This is a genomic window from Avibacterium sp. 20-132 (assembly GCF_023611925.1).
In the GTDB taxonomy this organism is placed as follows: domain Bacteria; phylum Pseudomonadota; class Gammaproteobacteria; order Enterobacterales; family Pasteurellaceae; genus Avibacterium.
The window spans coordinates 1,274,059-1,296,069 of the sequence record NZ_CP091456.1 but is presented as its reverse complement, the minus strand read 5'-3'; the positions used below and the strand labels follow the sequence as shown (position 1 = coordinate 1,296,069).

The window sequence follows — 22,011 nt, the reverse complement described above, 5'->3', positions numbered from 1 at the left end:
TTTCTCAGCTTATCCTTATTCACTCACCTTTGCCTAAAAGGCTACAAATCGTTTTTGTTTAAAAACTATATACTATTTATAGTTCGATTTATTGTATGGTCGATTTTTATCATCATTCAATTTGCTTATCATAGCTTACCTTCCTATATGTTGAATTTTAGTTATTAATAGCATTTTCCCACAGCTTAGGCTCTTTCGTCCCATACAATAGATAAATAACATACCATTTTTTATAACCAGATAAATCAGCTATAAAAAAATAAGGCTGGATATTCCTATCCAGCCCTATATATGTATTAACGCCAAAATATTAGTCTAACTTGACACCGCCCGTATTAAATGCCTCAAAATGAATTTGCGCTACTGGCACGCCTAACTCAACTAAAGCATTGTACTGTGCTTGCATAAATGCCATTGGACCGCATAAATAGTAATCCGCCTCTTTAGGTAAAAGTGCGGTTGGAATTTGGCTTAAATTTAGACGACCTGTTGCATCAGCTTGTTCGTCTTCCACTTCATAAACGGTAAACGTACTGACATTCGGATACTGTGCTTTTACACTATCAATATGATTTTTCATAGCATGCACATCAGCATTACGACAGGCGTGGATAAAGCTTACTTTTTCAGGTACATTTTGTTCTACAAGCTGGTTAAGCATTGCAATCATAGGGGTTAAGCCAACACCACCACTAATAAATACATTCGGCTTATGGCTATCAACCAAGAAGAAATTACCTGTTGGAGCAGTGGCTTCAATCTCATCGCCTTCTTTTAACTGATGCAAGGTGTTTGAAACCCAACCGCCTGCAAGTTCACCTTTTGGATCTTCACGTTTTACAGAAATACGTAAATAATCTGTTTTTGGATTATCTGAAAGCGTATATTGACGAGGTTGTTTTAACCCTAATTCTTCGACAAAAACACGCACTGAAATATATTGCCCCGCTTTATAAGTTGGCAATGCGCCCCCATCGACAGGCTGTAAATAAAAAGACGTAATTTCACTGCTTTCTGCCACTTTTTTCGCAATTTTAAATTTACGCCAACCTAGCCAACTTCCTTTTGTTTGTTGGTGTTCATCATAAATGGCTTTTTCTGTGCTAATCAGAATATCTGCTAATTGGTTATAAGCTACAGTCCAAGCTTCAATTAATGGATCGTCCATTGAAATTTGCAACACTTCACTAATAGAATGAAGTAAGTTGTTACCTACAATAGCATAGTCAGGTGCTTGAATATCCAAACTCACGTGTTTATGTGCCATTAATTCAACGGCAGGCAATAACACAGCGGGATTTTCAATATTTTCTGCATAAGCTAATACCGCATTAGCTAAAGAACGGGCTTGTGCGCCACTGCGTTGATGACCAAGATTAAATACTTGTTTTAATTCTGGGTGATTGGTCAGCATTCTGTTGTAAAAATAAGAAGTCAGTGCAACACCATTTTCACGTAGCACTGGCACAGTCGCTTTCACTAATTCAATTTGATTTGCTGTTAATGACATAAACATTCCTTTTTCGTTTATTAAAAATGTATTTAAAATACATTTTTAATGTTAGGCTGGCAAGCGATTATTTATGAATACGCGATAATCTAGCGAGAAGTGGTGAAATAGACTACAATAATCCACCTAAGGAGTTGAAATGCAAATTAATAAATTTACTGATTATGGTTTCCGTGTGTTAATTTACCTTGCTCGTCAGCAAGCGCAAAGCCACACAATCGCAAGCCTTGCTAATGCGCTTCAACTCTCACAAAATCATTTAGTGAAAATTGTGCATTTTATGGCGAAACAGCAATGGCTCATCACTAGTCGTGGTAAAGGGGGCGGAATTCGCTTAGCAGAAAATACGCTTGATCTTCCTCTCGGTGAAATGCTACGCACTTTTCAAGGCAATGATCCCCTTGTAAATTGCCTCTCACCAAAATGTGGATTACAGCCCCAATGCCAACTGAAACATTTGCTTGATAATGCGTTAGAACAGTTTTACCAAAGTCTGAATCAGTATCCATTACGGAAAGTCATTCGCGCCCACTCATCAGAAAACATTCCTTTTATTTCTTATTTATAATATCAATAAGATAGGGATATGACCTGCTTATGGATAATTTAAAGTGCGGTGATTTTTTTAGAAAAATTTAGAAAAAAAGCCCCGCACTTTAGAAAGCGGGGCGACATTAAAAAGACAAGTTATTGCAATAAAGAAATATCTGCTACTTGTAAGAATAACCCTTGCAAGGTTTTCAGAATGGCTAAACGATTTTGGCGAAGTTGCGGATCTTCGGCATTTACCATCACTTTCTCAAAGAAGTTATCCACTGGCTGGCGTAAATTTGCCAATTTATCTAACACCGCTACGTAGTCTCCCTCCGCAATAAGTGGTTGCACTTCACTTTGTAACGCGAGTACGCTTTGCGCTAATGCTTTTTCTTCTGGCTCAACACAACGATCTAACTGGATTTCACCAATTTCACCCTCTGCTTTAGCCAAAATATTGCTTACACGCTTATTCGCGGCGGCTAAGGCTTCTGCTGCCTCAAGGGTACGGAAATGTGCCACTGCTCTTACTCGCGCATCAAAATCAGCAGGACGGGTAGGGCGACGGGCAAGTACTGCTTGAATGACATCAACAGCGATGCCTTCTTCTTGATACCAAGCACGGAAGCGACCTAGCATAAAGTCCACAACATCCTCTACAACATTGCCATTGGTTAATTTATCGCCGAAAAGTGCGGTGGATTTTTGCACTAAATCGGTTAAATCAAGAGGTAATTTTTTCTCTACAATGATACGTAACACACCCAATGCCGCACGGCGTAAAGCAAATGGATCTTTATCGCCCTTTGGATGCTGACCAATGCCAAAAATCCCCGTTAAGGTGTCTAATTTATCCGCTAATGCCACAGAACAGGCCACTAAGGAATGCGGTAATTCATCACCGGCAAAACGTGGCATATATTGCTCATTTAACGCAACGGCCACCTCTTCATCTTCACCATCATGACGTGCGTAATGCATTCCCATTACACCTTGTGTATCAGTAAATTCAAACACCATATTGGTCATTAAATCACATTTTGATAGTAAGCCTGCACGCTCTGCTTTGCTTACATCAGCACCAATTTGTGCCGCAATTTCACCGCTCAATTTTTCAATACGTTGTGTTTTATCAAATAACGTCCCGAGCTGCTGTTGGAACAAGACGGTTTTCAAACGAGGTAGATTATCTTCTAAACGCTGTTTTAAATCGGTTTTGAAGAAGAATTCTGCGTCAGTTAAACGTGGGCGTACCACTTTTTCATTTCCTTCAATAATCTTGCTTGGATCGTTTGGATTAATGTTAGAAACAAAAATAAAGTGCGGTAATAATTTGCCGTTTTTATCGTAAATTGGGAAGTATTTTTGATCCCCTTTCATTGTGTAAACCAAGGCTTCTGCTGGCACAGCAAGAAAACGTTCTTCAAATTTCGCGGTCAGCACATTTGGAAATTCTACTAATGCGGTAACTTCGTCAAGTAAACTTTCTTCAATATCCGCTACACCACCAAGTGCGGTGGCTTTTTGTTGTGAATTTTCCAAAATAATCGCTTTACGGCGTTCAAAATCGGCGATGACACTGCCTTTTTGTTCTAAAATTTGCGGATACTGATCGGCATTTTCAATGGTAAATTCTTGCTCACCTAAAAAACGGTGTCCACGAATGGTTTTACCACTGGCAACGCCAAGAATTTCGCCCGCAATCAGCTCATCTCCCAATAACAGGGTTACAGTATGCACAGGACGAACAAATTGCTCGCTTTTATCTCCCCAACGCATCGTTTTTGGAATAGGCAATTTCGCAAGGGCATTGCTGATAATACCAAGCAGAAGATTTTTAGTTGGCTGACCTTCAATCACCGCACGATGGACTAACCATTCGCCTTTATCAGTTACCAAACGATCCGCCTGTTCCACACTAATACCACAACCACGCGCCCAGCCTTCTGCGGCTTTGGTTGGCTTGCCTTCTGCATCAAAAGCAGCCGAGATTGCCGGCCCACGTTTTTCCACTTCTTTACTTGGCTGTGCTTCCACTAATCCCAACACTTTCACCGCTAAACGGCGTGGGGCGGCAAACCACTGAACTTCATCAAAGGCTAAACCTGCTTGATGAAGCTCTTGCTCCACATTCTCTTTAAATGCCACCGCTAATTTTTTCAGAGCCTTCGGTGGTAGCTCTTCTGTGCCGATTTCGGCGAGGAAATTTTTTGTCATTTTGTTTCTCTAATTACATTTTAATTTAATTAAGTTTTAGGCTCTCTTGTCTTGCTTTTTCAAGCTGTTTTTCTAACTTTACCGTTTGGCGAACCTGATGACGTGCCTGTTCAATAATTTGACTGATTTGCTGTAATAAACCCGTATTTTTTGTGGTTAATTGCGTCATTATCGTTCCTTAATCAGTCATTAAACCGCAATTTCGCTTTTTCTACCGCTAAATGCAATCGCTGTGCTAATATTTCTTTGCTCGGTAACACCGTCATATATTCAGCGATATGAATATCCGATTGCTTTAAATCTAATAATTCAACTTGTTCCTGCTTTTTAGAAGTACATAAAATAATACCCAAAGGAGGATTTTCCCCTTCTTCTTGTTCATATTTTGCAAGCCACGCCAAATAAAGTTCCATTTGGCTTTTATGTGAATGTTTAAACGCTTCGGTTTTTAATTCAATGGCAATTAAGCGTTTTAATTTACGATTATAGAACAATAAATCAATATAGAAATCATCATTATCAATTTGAATTCTTTTCTGCCGTGCGATAAAAGTAAAACCAGCACCTAATTCTAAAAGAAATTGTTCAACTTCTCTTAAAATCGCATCTTCGAGATCTTTTTCTAAATAACGATCATTGAGATCTAAAAAATCCAAGACATACGGATCTTTCAGCACAAGCGACTGATTATATTCGCCTTTTTCTCTCAATAAGGTTAATTCTTGGCTAATGGTTTCGTCAGGCTTTTTCGATATTGCCGTGCGTTCAAATAGCAAAGAACCAATACGCTCTTCTAGCGTTCTTGTACTCCAACGCTCTTGTGCCGCCATCGTTGCATAAAAATCGCGTTTGAGCGGATCATCAATTACAAATAACTTTGTGAAATGCGTCCAACTTAATTTTGCAATCAGTGATTGCACAATTTGAATATCAGGAAAAGCCGTAGCAAATTGCACCATATAACTTAAATTTCGCCGTCCCCAACCTTTGCCAAATAGCTCCGTTAGGCTTTTAGACAAATTCTTAACCACTTCCTTGCCATATTCCGCCCGTTCATTATTGAGAATATATTGATTAATCCGCTGTCCAATATGCCAATAAAGTAAGGTAAGTTCTGCGTTGACTGTTACCGCAACACGCTGTTTACTGGTTTGAATAAGTTGGCTAATTTCACCCAATAATTGCTGTTCGTTGATTGCTATGTGGTTTTCTTTTTTCATTTAAAACTCCTGCAAAACTTACCGCACTTTTAGCTATCACTTAGTTCGAAAAACATCAGCCAATTTTTCAATTTCTAGCACAACATCGCCGTTATCTAATAACAACGCAGGAATGCCAATCGATCCGCGTGCTTTCACTGCTTCAAACTCTGCACGGCTATCACGCAAAGCAAGAAAACGTTTGAGGTTACCTAATGAGGATTGTATTTCCACCGCTTCATATTGCACACCTAATTCTTGCAAGCGTGCCACAAAAGGGGCGGTATCAGGGCAAGTTTCGGCGAAAAATAACACGGGTTTTGTCATATGCTACTCCTAATACAAAATCTTATATTGTTGGTTTTGTTATTTGTAAAAATATATATTTTTTATTCATTTTTGCCGCCCATTCTACTAAATTAGGGAAGTGTTGCACTAAATTGAAACCTGTGCCATCTATGCGAAATTGCCACCAATCAATTAAACACACCGCACTTAATGTACCGATATTAATTTCGTCACCAAATGTTGCTAATTTCTGTTCTAATTGCTTAAATGTACGAATATTTCTTTCCATTAATTGCTGATGTCTGCTTGTCCACCATTCATTTTGTGGACGGAAACGGCGTTCGGCAACAATGGTTGGCGTGGTATTCTCTAAAATCCCTTCAACTAAAGCATGTAACTGCAAGACTTGCCAACGTTTAGCATTTATCGGAAATAATGTTGGTTGTGAACCTATGCTATCTAAATATTGGCTAATTAATAAACTACCAAATAGCCATTCACCATTTTCCATTTGTAATGCAGGAATTCTCCCTAGCGGGTTATCTTGATTATGTGGAGAGTTAGAATCAAATGAATTAGTAATTCTCAATAATTCAACTTGTTCTTCAAGCTGATGATATTTCAATGTAGCAACCGCTTTACGAGCAAATGAACTCGTCGTGGAATACCAAAGTTTCATTTTCCCTCTCCTTAATTCTCTAAAATTATTTTTTACAACCAGGAAAACCTAACGCCTCACGGCTGGCATAATATGCCTCTGCCACGCCTTTAGTTAAAGCACGGATTCGTAAAATATAGCGTTGGCGTTCAGTAACGGAAATGGCTTTGCGTGCGTCCAACAAGTTAAAGCTGTGTGCCGCTTTTAAAATGCGTTCGTAAGCAGGCAATGGCAACGGTTTTTCCAGTGCTAATAACTCTTGTGCTTCTTTTTCATATTGCTCAAAGGCGTTGAATAAGAAATCAATATCAGCGTATTCAAAGTTGTAAGTGGATTGCTCTACTTCGTTTTGATGAAACACATCGCCATAAGTTGTTTTGCCTAAAGGGCCGTCTGACCACACCAAGTCATAGACACTATCCACGCCTTGAATATACATCGCTAAACGCTCTAAACCGTAGGTAACTTCCCCCGTAACTGGGCGACATTCTAAACCACCGACTTGTTGGAAATAGGTAAATTGGGTGACTTCCATACCATTTAGCCATACTTCCCAGCCTAAGCCCCATGCACCAAGGGTTGGGTTTTCCCAGTTATCTTCCACAAAACGAATATCGTGTTGTGTTGGATCAAAACCAAGCATTTTTAATGAGCCAAGATAAAGCTCCTGAATGTTATCAGGGGAAGGTTTAATCACCACTTGGAATTGGTAATAATGCTGTAAACGGTTTGGGTTTTCGCCATAACGCCCATCTGTCGGACGGCGTGAAGGTTGCACATAAGCAAATGCCATTGGCTCAGGCCCGATAGCACGTAACGCAGTCATTGGGTGAGAAGTCCCCGCGCCCACTTCCATATCAAAAGGTTGCACAATAGTACAACCTTGCTCTGCCCAATAAGCTTGTAGGGCAAGGATCATACCTTGAAAGGTTTTTACATCAAATTTTGTATTCATAGCTAGCTTTATTCAAATTAAGTAAACGAAATGGGGCTATTGTACTGGATTATGGGAAATTATCCTAGTTTAGAATAATCTTCTCTCAAGGAAATTCAGACAAAAAATAAGCCCTACAATATGTAGGGCTTAAAAACAACAAAAATCTCACCGCACTTTATAAATTAAACAAAACTAAAGTGCGGTACAATTTTCAAATGATTACCATTGATAGCCGACAGAACCACCCACAATGTAGTTATTGCGCGTATTTGCCGATGCACCAACTTTAATCACCCATTTCTCATTGTCAGATACACGAGAAACACCTAACGCCACTGCTGACTCGTTGCGGTAAGTTGTACCACCCACAGAAACCATTGATTTACCCGGTCTCGTTGGTTGAGGCAACATACCTAATGCCGCTGCACCTGCGATACCTGCACGGAGTTTTTTATCCATACGTTTCATATCGCCAGCAACTTTATTGACTTTATTATCAAGATGGTTCGCAACATTGCTAAGCTGTGCTACATTTACTGCATCTGTTGGCGCGGTACCTGGTGCCACATTAGTAATTCGATTACCACCATTATTCAAGCCATTTTGCGTTAAGCTTACCGCATTATTGCCACTGCCAATGGTTACCCCCTCGTTATTCACAACGGTGTTACCCGCAGTGATACTATCAACTTTAAGGTTTTTATTTAATGCAACTTTCACACCTGAAGATGTTACAGAAGTTTTAATGTTTTCATCACCATTAACAGCGACTGTATCACCTAATTTACGGTTAAGTGTTTGACCATCATCAGCCGTAAAATTCAAGCCCTTGTTGATCGTTGCAGTGTTGTTTGCAATATTTGCAGCATTTTCCGCTACATTTTGGTTAGTTTCGTGTAATTGACTACCATTTACTGCATCAGTGCTATTCGCATTAATATTACCGGCTGATACGCCTGTTACTTTGTTGTTACCTGCGTTAATTCCAGTATCTTTGTTAATGCTCACACCGCCAACATTGACCTTATCAAAGTTTACCTCTTTCTTAGTTGCAACAGTATAAACAGTTTGACCATTACCACCAGTTTTTGAAGTTACTTCAATATTATCACCAGCTTCAACTTCTGTTTTCGCCGCTTTCGCTGCTTGTTGAACAGTGTAGAGTTGACTACCGTTTACTGCATCTTGACTTGTTGCACTAATATCACCATTGGCAACACCAGTTACTTTCTTGTTACCTGCATTGATGCCATCAGTTGAGATATTCACATCTCCCACTTTCAAGCCATCTTTGGTGAGAGCAACCTTATCGCCAACTTTAACACCGTCTTTATTCAGTACGGTATCGCCAGCTTTCACACCCTGTTTATTCAATACTGTATCACCAGCTTTTACGCTATTCACATCAAGATCATTTGCAGTCGCAACTGTATAGGTTTTGCTACCGTCAGTATTTTTTGTTTCAGTGACTTTGATGTTTTTACCTTCAACCACTTTTGTTGTTGCGGCTTTTTGTGCTTTCTCTAGTTGGCTTACATTTACAGCATCTGTTGGTGCTGTACCAGCAGCAACATTAGTAATTTTGTTACCGCCGTTATCTAAACCATCTTTCGTTAAGCTAACTGGCTTACCTGCTTTACCATTATTGATAGTTACACCATTGTTATCCATCAAGGTATCGCCTGTTGCAACACTGGTTAAATCTGTCAGGGCTTTTGCCATTTTGATAACAAGCTCACCATTTTCGCTATCTACACGAAGGTTTTTGTCTGTTACATCAGCATCTGCCTGAGCTTTACCTTTGATTGTCACTGTTTCATTCAGTTTCTTAATCAAGGTATCGCCTTTGTCCCCAGCAAACTTCAAGCCATCGTTTAAGGTCGCAACGTCTTCACCATTGATGTCTAAACGCGGTTTCTGTTCGCCATCTTTACCATAAACGCCCGGCTTACCTTGTTTCACGGTAATTGTGCCGTTTGCACCATCTTTACCATTCAAGCCAATTGAACCGTCTTTACCGTTGAGGCTTACGCCGTCTTTACCGCTTTCACCTTTCACTGTAATGGTTCCTGGCTCCTTGTCATCACCTACCGTTAAATCTTTATTTAACGCAAGTTTGATTTCATTATCTGCCACAGTAGTCACAATATTTCCATTAGGGTCGGTGAATTTCACTGTTTCTCCTAATTTCACATTGTCTTCATTTCCATTATCTGCTGCGATATTAAAACCTTTGTTCACAAGGTTGCTGGTTGCATTTTTCAAATCACCAATATTCGCTGCGTTGGTATCTACATCACCACCGCTTGCTACATTTGTGATTTGGTTGCCACCGTTATCTAAGCCAGCATCCGTTAAAGATACAGGTTTTTTCTGACCATCTTTTGGTGTAATCGTCACCCCATTATTATTGACAACAGTTGTATTACCATCTGGGGTTGTAAATGTTGCACTCGTCAAGTCAGTTAGCGCTTTTGCCATCTTGATGATTAACTCAGAACCGCTGTTTTCTACATACATATTAGTAGCAGAAACATCATCTCCCGCATTTTCCCCTTTGATGGTTAAGGTCTCATTCAGTTTTTTCTGAATTGCTGCAGTTGTGTCATTATTACCTTGGAACTTCAAGCCATCATTTAAGGTCGCTACTTCCTCGTTATTCACTTCTAAGCGAGGTTTAGTTGGCCCTCCAAAAACATCTGGTTTACCATCTGTTTTTGTCGTTAAGGTTATGCCATCTGCACCATCTTTACCAGCAATACTGATACCCGGTTTACCGTCATTGCCTGTATCGCCTTTAATGGATACGCCATTCTTACCATCTTTTCCAACCACATTTATTGTGCCTGCCTTTTTCGGAGCATTAGGATTTGATAGGTTTTCAGGATCCCCAATGGTAATCTCATTGCCAAGAGCAATTTTAAGCTGTTTACCCGGTTCATTTGCAGTAACTGTAATTCCTTTCTCACCTTTCAACTGGATAGAATGACCTAAGTCTTGTGCCACTTTTTCATTATTGTCATCTGTTAGAATAAAACCACCACCTTTAGTTGCATCAGTAATGTTACCTGCCACTGCATAAAGTTGCGAGCCGTTAATCGCATCAGTTGAATCTTTGCTAATGCGTCCTGCTGCAACATTCGTGATAGTACGTTCCTTACTAGCTGATCCAACACTTAATGTTGCAATTGGTGAAGTTCCTGCAAAGCCATCATAGGTAATACCATTTATAACTGCCTCTGTTGTTCCAACCGCAGTTTCGCTGATTGCCCCCGCACCTAATGCAATATCATTCTCATTTTTCGCTTGGCTATCCAAGCCAATGGCAACCGCTTTATCTTTTAAGGCCTGAGCATTATTTCCTAAACTAATTGAGTCGCTTACTTCACGCGTATCAGAAGCACCCGATTTAAATATTAGCTCATTAGGATCATCATTTACAACAACGGCTGTACCTGCTTGACGACCAATCGCAATATTATTACTACCATTTAAATTAGCCCCTGCTGTATTACCTAAGGCAACATTATCATTACCAGTTAGTGTACTACCAGTTGAAGTGCCTAAAGCAAGGTTATTTGAACCGTTGATTCCCCCACCAGCAGAAACTCCCATTGCAACATTATAGTTAGAATTATCGCCAATCCCTGAGCCAGCGGAGTCTCCAATTCCTATATTTGATATTCCCGAAGCAGAATTTCCTGCATTCACACCAATCCAAACACTATTTGGAGCAGTACTATCGCTTCCCGCTGAGTATCCCATAGAAACCATATTATTAGCTTTAGCCTGTGCTACAGGGCCAATTGCAACTGCACCAATCTTTGTTGCTTTTGCCTGATAGCCAACAGCGACAGCAGCTTGATCATCAATATCGCTACCAGACTCAGCAAAAGCACTCTCCCCTACAGCAATATCCCCCTTACCGGTAGCTCGAGCTCTTACTCCTGCTGCAATAGCATCAACTCCTGTTGCACCATCATTATTATAATTTTCATCATTAGGATTATTAGCACCTACACTATAATAATGCGTTTTTGTGGCTTTAATTGCTTCATCAATAGTGTTTTTACCCGTTCCGCCAATATTGTTCATCGTAATATTGCCCGTATTAGGATCAATCGCGGCATTTCCTCCTAAAACTGTTTGCACACTGTTTGCAATATTGCCAACCGTATTCGCCACCATATAGAGTTGCGAACCATTAATCGCATCGGTTGAACTAGCAGTAACTTGCCCAGCTGCCACATTTTTGATTTGACGTTGCTTACCTTCTTCCGTTGTTCCCACAGAAACAACACGAGCGCTTCCAATTTTATCGCCAGCAAAGCCTGAGTAAGTAATACCATTCACTTTCGCACTTGAGGTTTTAACTGCTGCCGCTACCGTATTACTTCCTTCACCTAATGCAACGGCTCCTGCTAAAGTTGCTTGTGCGTTATAACCCAGTGCAAGCGCCCCCGTTCTTTCAGCTTTAGCTTGATAACCTAGTGCCGCAGCATTATTTGCACTAGTCAACGCTCCCTGACCAACCGCTGTACTAGAAGCTCCTACTGCCTGGCTATATTGTCCCACTGCCATTGAGTTATCGCCTGTGGCTTTTGCTCCTGCACCTACAGCTAATGCAACATTTCCTGTTGCTTGTGCCTCTTGTCCTAAAGCAGTAGATGATTTGGTGGCAAGTGTATTTGAACCAACTGCAAGTGCCTGATCGCCACTTGCACTTGCTTTATTACCAATTGCAGTAACAAAATTACCATCAGTATGAGAGCTAGTACCAATTGCAATAGAATCATTGTCATTTACCGTAGCATTACTACCAATACCGATCGCTCTTGCACTTGTTCCAGCTTTATCTTTTTGCACTTTAACATTATTACCGAGAACAAAAGCCTCTTGTCCATTTATAGAGTTATTATTACCCAGAATACGACTTTTTCCTGCATTATTAGTGAGAATATTGCTATCACCAAACACCCCCACTTGTTTGCCTTGAACGGTATTTGAATTACCAATAATTTCGCTATCAGTTGCACCGGAAATCGTATTACGCGCCCCCATTACCATATCGCCACTTGCTTTATTTTGTAGCGTATTATAATTGCCAATGACACGGTTATTATCTCCAGCCGCATCAAGGTTATTGTTATTACCAAACACGCCAGAATCACTTGATGCGATCGTGCCGTTGTCATTACCGAGAGAATAGGTGCCTGCGCCTGTAATGGTTGTTGGATCCCCAATCGCGCCAGAGTTTTTCCCCGTAACTACGTTGCCGTTACCAATAGAAATGGCATTTGAGGCTAAAGCTTGTGCGTTAATCCCCAAGGCAATGGCATTTTCAGCTGAACCTTTAGCGCTTGAACCAATGGCGATTGTGTCATTTGCGGTTGCTTGTGCTGCACGCCCAATTGCGGTTGATTGAATACCTGAGGCATTTGACTGTACGCCACTTGCTACTGCATATTTACCCGAAGCAGAAGATGCATTCCCTAATGCGGTTGCTCCTTCACCGCTCGCATTGGCATTGGAACCAAAGGCGGAAGCCGAACCAGCGGTTGCTTGAGATTGACGCCCTACGGCAGTGGTTGCCCCTGTGGTAATAGGTGAACCCTCAGTAATAGGCGCTCCCGCAGAAGCTAAAGCAGCTTCACCAATTGCCACAGATGCCACACCTAATGCTTGTGCAGAAACCCCTAATGCAGTCGCGGCATTTGCCAAGGCATTTGCGTTAGCACCAATAGCGGTTGCTGCATTGCCGTTTGCCCCTGGGTTGGCTTTGGTGTCTGTACCAATGGCGATGTTATTATTCGACGTTAATTTTTCCGCTTCGGTATATTTACCCGCATTTTTACCAATGGCGATATTGGAGCTACCTTTGATATATTGCCCTGAATAATAGCCTAATGCGATATTTTGGCTTCCTTCAACATTTTGCCCTGCGTTGATAATGGCAGCAAAGTTATCAGCACCTTTAACATTATTCCCCGCGCTGACACCAATGGCATAGTTTGTGTTGCCCTCAACATTCATCCCTGCCCATCGACCAATCGCCACGTTTTCTGTGCCTGAAATTACATTTTGACCTGCACCGTTACCAATGGCAATTCCGTGGGTGTTCTTTTTGCTCTCATCCGTCGCCCCACCTTTACCTGCGTTGATACCAATGGCAATCATATTCTGTGCTTTCGCTTCTGCCCCTGAACCAATGGCAACAGAGCCTGTCCCCGTTGCTTTCGATTTAAAACCACTTGCTACGGCGTTATAAGCAGCTTGTGCTGCCGCCCCAACAGCAACATTATCTGCACGGTTTTGCGAAGCTAGGCTTGCAGGCAAACCTGCTGTGCTTGCTTCTGCCCCTGCACCGATTGCAACCGCATTACGCCCCGTAGCATTAGCCCCTGCCCCCACTGCCACTGCTGCTGAGGCTCTTTCTGCATAAACATTTGCATTAGTCATTGCTGCAGTATTATTAGTAGTAGTTGTGCCATTTGCCACCGCACCAAGCCCCATTGCCATATCAGCACGTGAAAGGGCATTGGCTTCTGAACCTAAAGCCACCGCGTCAGTAGCAGTTTGTGCAGTACGCGCTTTAGCCCCAAAGGCAATAGAACGATCAGCTAAGGCTTGTGTATTGGTATTCGCATCATAATTGGTTACGCGAGGTCCTGTTGACTCTGTATCACCCACATTGGCACTACCAATTGCAATAGCGCGATCGCCTGCTGCTTGAGAAGATTGCCCCATTGCAAGGCTTCCTTTTCCCGCAGCCCAAGACACGTTACCAATTGCCATTGCATAATCATTGGTTGCCGCAGATTGACGCATCATTGCTAAAGAGTTAAAACCTGACGCACGAGAGGCTGTACCAATCGCCGTAGCCCCTGTATCGCTAGCAATAGAATAGCCCCCTAACGCAAAACTCAATGCACCGATTGCCTTTGAATAATCACCAATAGCAATCCCCGAGGACTCGCCGGGTAAATAAGTACTTTGCCCTGTTGCTCGTGCATCTGCCATTGCCCCAATCGCAATCCCTGTTGCCCCTGCTAAAGTACCAGAATAAAGTCTATTAGCACTTACTTGATTAGGATCATTATAACTCCTACTACCTGGGTTGAGATAATCTAATGCTTTATCCCCCATATCATCACTAGCAAATGCTTGCTGTTTTTTAGACACTCCACTAACGCTTGTCGTTCCCGCATTTTCTTGTGCAATTCCGCTATATTCTGCTGTTCCCCCAATTGCCACATAGGCATTTGCGGCAAGCGGTAAGCTCATTAATACACTTAATGAAATAAGATTTAAAAAGAAATTTTTGCTTGATTTTGTTGGCTGAATGGAAGAATCCACAAGGCTGTTTGATTTACCTTGTCGAGAAGCTAATTCTGAGGTTACAACCCAATTTTGCTGAGCGTGGTTCCAAATAATACGGAATATTTTATTCATAAGTTATACCTAATTTTGGTTGGTGAAGAAACAACTATCGTTTAAAAAACGAACAAAGATAAAAATTTCAGGATGCAAATATAGCATAAAACCGCTACATTACTAACCAATTTAGCGTAATTAATTGTAAATTTAATGTAAAGTAACCCCAGGTTAATGATTGAAAAGAAGTTCTTATAACTTATTGCACTTTTTAAGCAGCTATTTATAACAATCAACAATTAAATCTACAAAAAAGTTATTTTTCTTCAAAAAAGGATTGGGAGAAATAGAAAATTTATAACAAGATAAATTATTACCTAAGCAAAATGTTCAAGCTGCTTGACTGTAATAATGTAGCATTCATTAAAGATTTGTCCGATAACCACAATGCTAATGCAACATTGCTTCACATATTTAATGTAGGGGCAGACCGATGTGTCTGCCCGTTGGGTGTGAAATGAAATTCGTCTATTTCGGGCGAACACATCGGTCCGCCCCTACCTGTGGGATAGCACCTTATTGTTCATAAAATCAAATCGTATGATTCTCTTTTGTTTCAATAACCAGAATTGTTGCAGCAATGTAGGGGCAGACCTATGTGTCTGCCCGTTGGGTGTGGAATGAAATCCATCTTATTTCGGGCGGATACATCGATCCGCCCCTACCTGTGGGATAGCACCTTATTGTTCATAAAATCAAATCGTATGGTTCTCTTTTGTTTTAATAACCAGAATTGTTGCAGCAATATAGGGGCAGATCGATGTGTCTGCCCGTTGGGTGTGGAATGAAATCCATCTATTTCGGGCGGATACATCGATCCGCCCCTACCTGTGGGATAGCACCTTATTGTTCATAAAATCAAATCGTATGATTCTCTTTTGTTTCAATAACCAGAATTGTTGCAGCAATGTAGGGGCAGACCTATGTGTCTGCCCGTTGGGTGTGGAATGAAATCCATCTATTTCGGGCGGATACATCGATCCGCCCCTACCTGTGAAACAACGCCTTATCCTTCATAAAATCAAATCGTATGGTTCTCTTTTGTTTTAATAATCAGAATTGTTACACCAATGTGTCTGCCCGTTGGGTGTGAAATGAAATCCATCTATTTCGGGCGAACACATCGCTACGCCCTTACCTATGGGATAACACAATCAACGTCTATTTAGATCGTATAATACAAATGAAAATCCCCTCTTAGGAGGGGATTTTCATCTATTTAATGATTTTTGTAAGCGGATAAAATAATTTTCTATGCTTTATCTCGAGATCTTTAAATTCGATAAAACCTAATTTTTTATAAAATAAAAAAGCATTATCATCTTTTGCCTCAACAACTAAAATTGCAGCACCTACATTCGTGTTTTTTATCTTGTACATCGCATCTACAACCAAAAATTTTCCGTATCCTTGCTTTTGAAAATAATCAGCAATGGCTAATCGCCCAATTAACACCCCCGGAATATTAGGGTATGGAATACCTTTAACTCTTTCTTGCGGAATATCTGAAACAGATACAGACAATGCAGATAAGGTGTAGTATCCAATAATATTGGATTGTTTTTCATCTATAAGTACAAAACATTTTGCCAATCCCTTTTTTACATCTTGAGAAGCATACTGGTAAAAATATTTTTCTAATTCTTTATTACAACAAGAAAAAGTATTTCTCTTAATCTATAATTCCTCTAAGGGAAGCACTCGTAAATCTTTTAAGTTCTTATTTATCATTTCACTTTAACCTCCTTGGAGGTAGATAAATATTCTTGATACAAATCAAGTGCGTTTTTCATTGATTGATTAGGCTCAAATGGTTTACTTAAACTTTCAATAAGTAATGCTTGATCATTTAATGTTAAATGTAAAACTTGATGCTCTGAAATCGTTTTTTTAGCTTCTTCGTAAGCAACACTCACAACAAAGTCAGTTAATGTTCGCCCTGAAATTGCTGCTGCTTGCTTAATTATTTGATATATATCTAAATTTACTTTAGCTTCCAATCTTGCTTTTGCCATTGCTTTCATCATTTTTCCTCTCCATAAATTAAATCTCCAACAAGAATTATACGGCTGATAGACGTACAAATCGACGAAGATATTGCCAACTCAATCAGTGCAGTAAATCGGCACAGTGATACGGTTCGTTATTCCTAAAAATAGCTTCCCCTCTTTTATAAAGAGGGGAAGAGAAGAATTAAGTGCGGTGATTTTTTCACAAGTTTTTTCTGCACTGTCGCTATTTTTTCTTCGCATATTTAAGCGAGTCAATGGCGACGGCGAAGATGATGATGCTCCCTTTGATAATATATTGCCAGTAAGGGTTTACGCCGATGTAGGTTAAACCATAATTGATGACAGTAAAGATAAGCACGCCGGTAATAACGCCCATTACGGTACCCACCCCACCTGCGAAAGAAACCCCTCCTACGACACAAGCAGCAATGGCATCAAGTTCATACATAAAACCAAGGTTATTGGTTGCACTGCCGATACGTCCTGCCTCCAGCATACCACCAAATGCGTAAAATATTCCTGCAATCATATAAATGGCGACAAGGTTACGGGTTACATTCACCCCTGACACACGAGCGGCTTCTGGATTTCCCCCAATGGCAAAAATATTTTTACCAAAACGCGTTTTATTCCATAGCACCCAAACAAAAGCGGCACAAATTGCTGCATAGATGGTGATATAGGATAATTTGAAACTTCCTATTCTGAAAAAACCTTGAGCAAAGGTTGAAAATTGTTCATTAAAGCCCGCGATGGGTGATGAGCCAACGGCATCGTAATAAAGCGAGTTGATGCCATAAACAATGATCATCGTTCCCATTGTGGCAATAAATGGGGTAACATTCAGGTAAGCAATGACTACGCCATTGACCAAGCCAATGATTGCGCCAACAAAGCAGACAACTAAAATCACCACAGGAATCGGGATTTCACCTAAATCAGGGAAAACACGGTTCATATTATCCATTGCTTGCAGAAGTGTGGCAGAGATTACCGCAGCCAAGCCCACTTGACGCCCAGCGGATAAGTCGGTTCCCTGTGTAACCAATAAGCCTGCAACACCGAGTGCAATAATTAAACGAACCGAAGATTGGGTCAGAATATTACTGAAATTTCGTAAGCTTAAGAAGCTTGGATCTTGCATAATAATAATGCCAAGCAAGACTAAGAGGACAAAATAAATGGCATTTTGTTTGAGGAAATCAAGCGATTTATTCGATTTTAAAGCTGACATAATTCATTTCCTTCTAAATTAGAGATATTTCGCTGCAAGTTGCAGAATTTCTTCTTGTGAGGTTTTGGCGGTTTCTACAATGCCCGCCACTTTTCCGTTACTCATCACTAAAATTCGGTCGGTTACGCCTAACAGTTCGGGCATTTCGGAAGAAATCATAATGATGCCTTTCTCTTTTTTGGCAAGTTCCATAATCAATTGGTAAATTTCAAATTTTGCACCAATATCAATGCCTCGAGTGGGTTCATCAAGCATTAAAATTTCTGGCTGGGTGAGCAACCAACGCCCAATCACCACTTTTTGTTGATTTCCGCCAGACAGCGAACCAATGGTGGTTTTGTGTGAAGGGGTTTTCACATTCATTGCATCAATCACCCATTGGGTGTCGCTTTTCATTTTGTTGCCACTTAATAAACCTAATCGACCTAAATAGGATTTCATATTTGAAATCAACGAGTTAAATTCAATATTTAGGTTGGCATAAATGCCCGTAGAGCGGCGTTCTTCTGTAACTAAAGCAAAACCATTGTTAATCGCTTCAAGTGCGGTGCGATTTTTCATTGTTTTTCCGTATAATTTAATTTCACCCGCTTTACGTTCGCGTACCCCGAAAATGGTTTCCACAATATCGGTGCGTTTTGCCCCTACCAGCCCTGCAATCCCTAGAATTTCCCCTTTACGAAGCTGAAAACTCACATCTTGAATAGACGGTTGATTGAGAGCAGTGAGATGTTCCACGTCTAAAATGACTTCTTGTGGTGTGTTGGTTTTTGCAGGAAAGCGTTGAGTTAGCTCACGCCCTACCATCATTGCCACAATTTCGTCCATTGTACTGCCTTTGACTGGCACGGTGTTGATCCATTTGCCATCGCGCAGAATAGTGATTTCATCGCAAATTTTAAAAATTTCGTCCATTTTGTGCGAAATGTAAATAATCCCACAGCCTCGTGCTTTGAGTTTTTCGATGATTTTAAATAAATGTTCCACTTCTTTTTCTGACAAGGAGGAAGTGGGTTCATCCATAATCACAATTTTTGCGTTGTAAGAAAAAGCCTTTGCAATTTCAATCATTTGCATTTGTGAAACAGAGAGATTTGCCACTTTTTCTTTCGGATCTACATCAATATCCAATTCATCAAAAATCGCTTTGGTATCGTGATACATTTTAGCGTGATCGACAAAAATGCCTTTTAGCGGATAGCGTCCTAACCAAAGATTATCCATTACATTGCGTTGTCGAACTAAATTGAGTTCTTGATGAACCATTGAGATGCCATTTTCTAGCGCTTCTTTTGATGTTTTAAAATTAACAGGTTGATTTAAAAAGAGAATTTCCCCTTCATCTTTGGCATAAATGCCAAATAGGCATTTAAGTAAGGTGGATTTGCCCGCCCCATTTTCTCCCATTAAGGCGTGAACAGAATGTGAACGGACGGTGAGATTTGCCCGATCGAGGGCTTTAACACCGGGGAAGGTTTTACTTACATTGGTCATTGTCAGTAAAATCTCTTGGTGTTGTGGCATTGGTGTATGTTCTTTCATAGCCAACCTCATAGAAAAGGGGAGCCATTCTCCCCTTATATATAATGCATATTATTTTAGAAATTCATTTAGATTATCTGCATCGACACCCACATAAGGAATACGCACAACCTTACTTTCTAATTTCCATTGTGTGCCTTCTGTCGCGGGTTTTTCGTTAGCTAAGTTATTGGCTAATTGCACCACAGCTTTACCTTGGTTTACGCCATCATTTAACACGGTGCCTGCCATTTCCCCTTTTTTGATCAGTTGCAACACTTCAGGCAGGGCATCCACACCGAAGATCGGTAATTTTTTACCGTGTGCTTTGGTGGCTTCCAATGCACCCATTGCCATACCGTCATTATTAGAAATAATCACTTCAATATCATTCGCTTTAGAGCTGGATAACCACGCATCCATTTTGTCTTTCGCTAATGCTGCGTCCCACATTCCTGTGTCAATAAAGAGCTGTTCGGTTTCAATGCCATTTTTATTTAATTCTTCAATCACATATTTGGTTCGTGCTTCTGCATCTGGGTGACCGGGTTCACCTTTTAACAGTACATATTGAATTTTACCGTCTTTATTTAAGTCAAAAGCTGGATTAGCTTTCCAGTGCTTGGTGATAAGTTGCCCTTGAATGACGCCTGATTCTTTTGGATCTGTCCCCACATAATAAGCCTGTTCATAACTTCCGATGGCTTTTGCGCCCGGATCTTTATTGAAGAACACCACCGGAATATCCTCCGCTTTTGCTTTGCCAATAATGGTTGGCGCAGCCGCGGGATCGACAAGGTTAATGGCAAGAGCTTTCACCCCTTTAGAGATCAACACATCTACTTGGTCATTTTGCACGGATTGGGCATTTTGTGAATCGTTCATTAATAATTCAACGTCTTTAAGTGTTTTTGCTTCTTTATCAATTTCTTGACGCATTAAAGACATAAAATTATCGTCATATTTGTAAATCGTTACACCAATTCGGTTCACCGCTTGTGCTGTTGTCGCAGCAAGACCTAAGCCCACAGCAAGTGCGGTGGTTTTTAATAGTATTTTTTTCATAGATAGCTCCTTAAATGGATTAAACAATCGCAAAGAGGTTGTGCATACTGCTAAATTTATTTCATACAGCACAAGGATTTGTTATGAAATAAATTCAATAACAGAACAGAGCATAACGAAAAATAATTGTTAAGACTGTGATCCCTCTCACATTAATGGAAACGATTACAAAAAAATGTTTAAAAATGTGACGGTGATCATAAATTAATCACAAGGTTCTGTGGAAAATCGTCTGACTAGGGTTGGATTAAATTGCGTATGAATCGGTGTATTAATGCGGTTATCCACCAAGCTTAACGCTAAGTTAGCCGCATAAGTTGCCATTAAATCAATCGGATAGCGAATGGTAGTAAGTTTAGGGATCAAATAGCGGGCAATGGGCATATCATCAAACCCGATAATGGAAAATTGTTTCGGCACGTTGATATTGTTTTCATTTAATACGGAAATTGCTCCTGCTGCCATTGTATCGTTATAGGCGACGACGGCGGTTAAATCAGAATTGTAACTCAATAAATGGATCATCGCCTGCTCGCCCCCTTCAAAATCAGGCGAGCTATGTGCAATACGATGAGTAACGGCAGGTAAATGATGTTGCTCAAGGGCATTTAAATAGCCCTGAATACGTTCCGCTTCATCACTGATTTGATGATTTGAACCAATATAGCCAATATTTTTATGCCCAAGGCGAATTAAACTTTCTGTGGCAATAAATGTGCCTTTGGTGTTATCAAGGCTCACACAACGATTTTCATAGCCTTTCACCACGCGATTAATCACCACCATTCCCGCAATGCGACTTAAATATTGGCTTAATTCTTCATCACTCAAGGCTTTGGCGTGCACCACTAAGCAACTACAACGCTTGCGTAGCAAGGTTTCAATAGCACGGCGTTCTTTTTCTGCATTATGATAACCAATGCCGATCAAAATACTTTTTTGATGCTGTTCTGCCACTTTATCCACCGCTTTAACTAAAATCGCAAAGAACGGATCGGTAACATCGGTTACCACCACGCCGATGGTCTCCGTGTTTTGCAGGGCGAGCGCTTGTGCATTCGCGTTGGGATGATAACCCAGTTCCTGCACTGCTTTTTGTACCGCCAGACGGGCTTTCTCACTGGCGGAAGAATGATTATTCAGCACACGAGAAACCGTTGCGACGGAAACCCCCGCTTGTTTTGCCACATCACGAATTGTAATCATCTTCTCCCCTAAAAATGCAAAAAATTTATACCGCACTTATCATATAAAGAATTTTTTCTAATTGAAAACGCTTACTTTAAAAAATGAAAACTCCATCACAAAAAAAGACGACTTATTTCTCAATTTGTGATCTAGTTAATAGTTTATTTTTGGCAATCTGCTATTTTATAGCAGTTTCTTTTTGTAACCGCTTTCA

General features: G+C 40.5%; 15 protein-coding genes. 1 reads left to right on the top strand and 14 read right to left on the bottom strand.

What is annotated here, in order from left to right; translation table 11 throughout:
- Window positions 1–310 precede the first annotated feature (310 nt).
- Entirely contained in the window at window positions 311–1,510 is a 1,200-nt protein-coding gene (gene hmpA, locus L4F93_RS06175) for an NO-inducible flavohemoprotein (protein ID WP_250349486.1), read from the bottom strand.
- 139 nt (window positions 1,511–1,649) lie between these two features.
- Between hmpA and L4F93_RS06170 the strand changes: the two genes are divergently transcribed.
- Window positions 1,650–2,078: an RrF2 family transcriptional regulator gene (locus L4F93_RS06170; protein WP_250349485.1), complete on the top strand. Its 429-nt coding sequence runs from the start codon at window positions 1,650–1,652 to the stop codon at window positions 2,076–2,078.
- Window positions 2,079–2,197: 119 nt separating this feature from the next.
- On the opposite strand, the gene glyS is transcribed toward L4F93_RS06170, so the two are convergent.
- From glyS to L4F93_RS06105, 13 genes are all read right to left on the bottom strand, one after another.
- Window positions 2,198–4,261, bottom strand: coding sequence for a glycine--tRNA ligase subunit beta (gene glyS, locus L4F93_RS06165; protein ID WP_250351590.1), 2,064 nt, complete (start codon window positions 4,259–4,261; stop codon window positions 2,198–2,200).
- Between the two features lie 25 nt (window positions 4,262–4,286).
- The gene (locus L4F93_RS06160; protein WP_250351589.1) at window positions 4,287–4,430 is read right to left on the bottom strand and encodes a hypothetical protein; all 144 of its coding nucleotides are present in this window, start codon (window positions 4,428–4,430) and stop codon (window positions 4,287–4,289) included.
- Window positions 4,431–4,443: 13 nt separating this feature from the next.
- Complete coding sequence (locus tag L4F93_RS06155; RefSeq protein WP_250351588.1) at window positions 4,444–5,481, bottom strand: PDDEXK nuclease domain-containing protein; 1,038 nt, start codon at window positions 5,479–5,481, stop codon at window positions 4,444–4,446.
- A 36-nt stretch (window positions 5,482–5,517) separates the two neighbouring features.
- Window positions 5,518–5,787, bottom strand: a complete 270-nt coding sequence (locus L4F93_RS06150) for a hypothetical protein (RefSeq protein ID WP_250351587.1) — start codon at window positions 5,785–5,787, stop codon at window positions 5,518–5,520.
- 22 nt (window positions 5,788–5,809) lie between these two features.
- Window positions 5,810–6,427, bottom strand: coding sequence for a glutathione S-transferase family protein (locus tag L4F93_RS06145; protein ID WP_250351586.1), 618 nt, complete (start codon window positions 6,425–6,427; stop codon window positions 5,810–5,812).
- Between the two features lie 25 nt (window positions 6,428–6,452).
- Window positions 6,453–7,361 (bottom strand): glycine--tRNA ligase subunit alpha, encoded by a 909-nt coding sequence (gene glyQ / locus L4F93_RS06140; protein ID WP_250351585.1) that lies wholly within the window; start codon window positions 7,359–7,361, stop codon window positions 6,453–6,455.
- Window positions 7,362–7,562: 201 nt separating this feature from the next.
- Window positions 7,563–14,795, bottom strand: coding sequence for a YadA-like family protein (locus L4F93_RS06135; protein WP_250351584.1), 7,233 nt, complete (start codon window positions 14,793–14,795; stop codon window positions 7,563–7,565).
- Between the two features lie 1,197 nt (window positions 14,796–15,992).
- Window positions 15,993–16,370, bottom strand: a complete 378-nt coding sequence (locus tag L4F93_RS06130; RefSeq protein ID WP_250351583.1) for a GNAT family N-acetyltransferase — start codon at window positions 16,368–16,370, stop codon at window positions 15,993–15,995.
- Between the two features lie 134 nt (window positions 16,371–16,504).
- A complete protein-coding gene (locus L4F93_RS06125) occupies window positions 16,505–16,804 on the bottom strand; it encodes a type II toxin-antitoxin system TacA family antitoxin (protein ID WP_250351582.1) in 300 nt (99 codons plus the stop codon).
- Between the two features lie 208 nt (window positions 16,805–17,012).
- Complete coding sequence (gene mglC / locus L4F93_RS06120) at window positions 17,013–18,023, bottom strand: galactose/methyl galactoside ABC transporter permease MglC (RefSeq protein ID WP_250351581.1); 1,011 nt, start codon at window positions 18,021–18,023, stop codon at window positions 17,013–17,015.
- A gap of 18 nt (window positions 18,024–18,041) precedes the next feature.
- Window positions 18,042–19,547 carry a galactose/methyl galactoside ABC transporter ATP-binding protein MglA gene (gene mglA, locus L4F93_RS06115; protein WP_442778776.1) on the bottom strand — a complete coding sequence of 502 codons (1,506 nt, stop codon included), beginning with the start codon at window positions 19,545–19,547 and terminating at the stop codon, window positions 18,042–18,044.
- A 69-nt stretch (window positions 19,548–19,616) separates the two neighbouring features.
- Window positions 19,617–20,609 carry a galactose/glucose ABC transporter substrate-binding protein MglB gene (gene mglB / locus L4F93_RS06110; RefSeq protein ID WP_250351579.1) on the bottom strand — a complete coding sequence of 331 codons (993 nt, stop codon included), beginning with the start codon at window positions 20,607–20,609 and terminating at the stop codon, window positions 19,617–19,619.
- 204 nt (window positions 20,610–20,813) lie between these two features.
- Window positions 20,814–21,815, bottom strand: a complete 1,002-nt coding sequence (locus L4F93_RS06105; protein ID WP_250351578.1) for a substrate-binding domain-containing protein — start codon at window positions 21,813–21,815, stop codon at window positions 20,814–20,816.
- Window positions 21,816–22,011 lie beyond the last annotated feature (196 nt).

Bases quoted from the DNA above. Each gene is read 5' to 3' on its own strand.
- hmpA (WP_250349486.1), bottom strand. From the start codon at position 1,510: ATGTCATTAACAGCAAATCAAATTGAATTAGTGAAAGCGACTGTGCCA.
- L4F93_RS06170 (WP_250349485.1), top strand. From the start codon at position 1,650: ATGCAAATTAATAAATTTACTGATTATGGTTTCCGTGTGTTAATTTAC.
- glyS (WP_250351590.1), bottom strand. From the start codon at position 4,261: ATGACAAAAAATTTCCTCGCCGAAATCGGCACAGAAGAGCTACCACCG.
- L4F93_RS06160 (WP_250351589.1), bottom strand. From the start codon at position 4,430: ATGACGCAATTAACCACAAAAAATACGGGTTTATTACAGCAAATCAGT.
- L4F93_RS06155 (WP_250351588.1), bottom strand. From the start codon at position 5,481: ATGAAAAAAGAAAACCACATAGCAATCAACGAACAGCAATTATTGGGT.
- L4F93_RS06150 (WP_250351587.1), bottom strand. From the start codon at position 5,787: ATGACAAAACCCGTGTTATTTTTCGCCGAAACTTGCCCTGATACCGCC.
- L4F93_RS06145 (WP_250351586.1), bottom strand. From the start codon at position 6,427: ATGAAACTTTGGTATTCCACGACGAGTTCATTTGCTCGTAAAGCGGTT.
- glyQ (WP_250351585.1), bottom strand. From the start codon at position 7,361: ATGAATACAAAATTTGATGTAAAAACCTTTCAAGGTATGATCCTTGCC.
- L4F93_RS06135 (WP_250351584.1), bottom strand. From the start codon at position 14,795: ATGAATAAAATATTCCGTATTATTTGGAACCACGCTCAGCAAAATTGG.
- L4F93_RS06125 (WP_250351582.1), bottom strand. From the start codon at position 16,804: ATGATGAAAGCAATGGCAAAAGCAAGATTGGAAGCTAAAGTAAATTTA.
- mglC (WP_250351581.1), bottom strand. From the start codon at position 18,023: ATGTCAGCTTTAAAATCGAATAAATCGCTTGATTTCCTCAAACAAAAT.
- mglA (WP_442778776.1), bottom strand. From the start codon at position 19,547: ATGCCACAACACCAAGAGATTTTACTGACAATGACCAATGTAAGTAAA.
- mglB (WP_250351579.1), bottom strand. From the start codon at position 20,609: ATGAAAAAAATACTATTAAAAACCACCGCACTTGCTGTGGGCTTAGGT.
- L4F93_RS06105 (WP_250351578.1), bottom strand. From the start codon at position 21,815: ATGATTACAATTCGTGATGTGGCAAAACAAGCGGGGGTTTCCGTCGCA.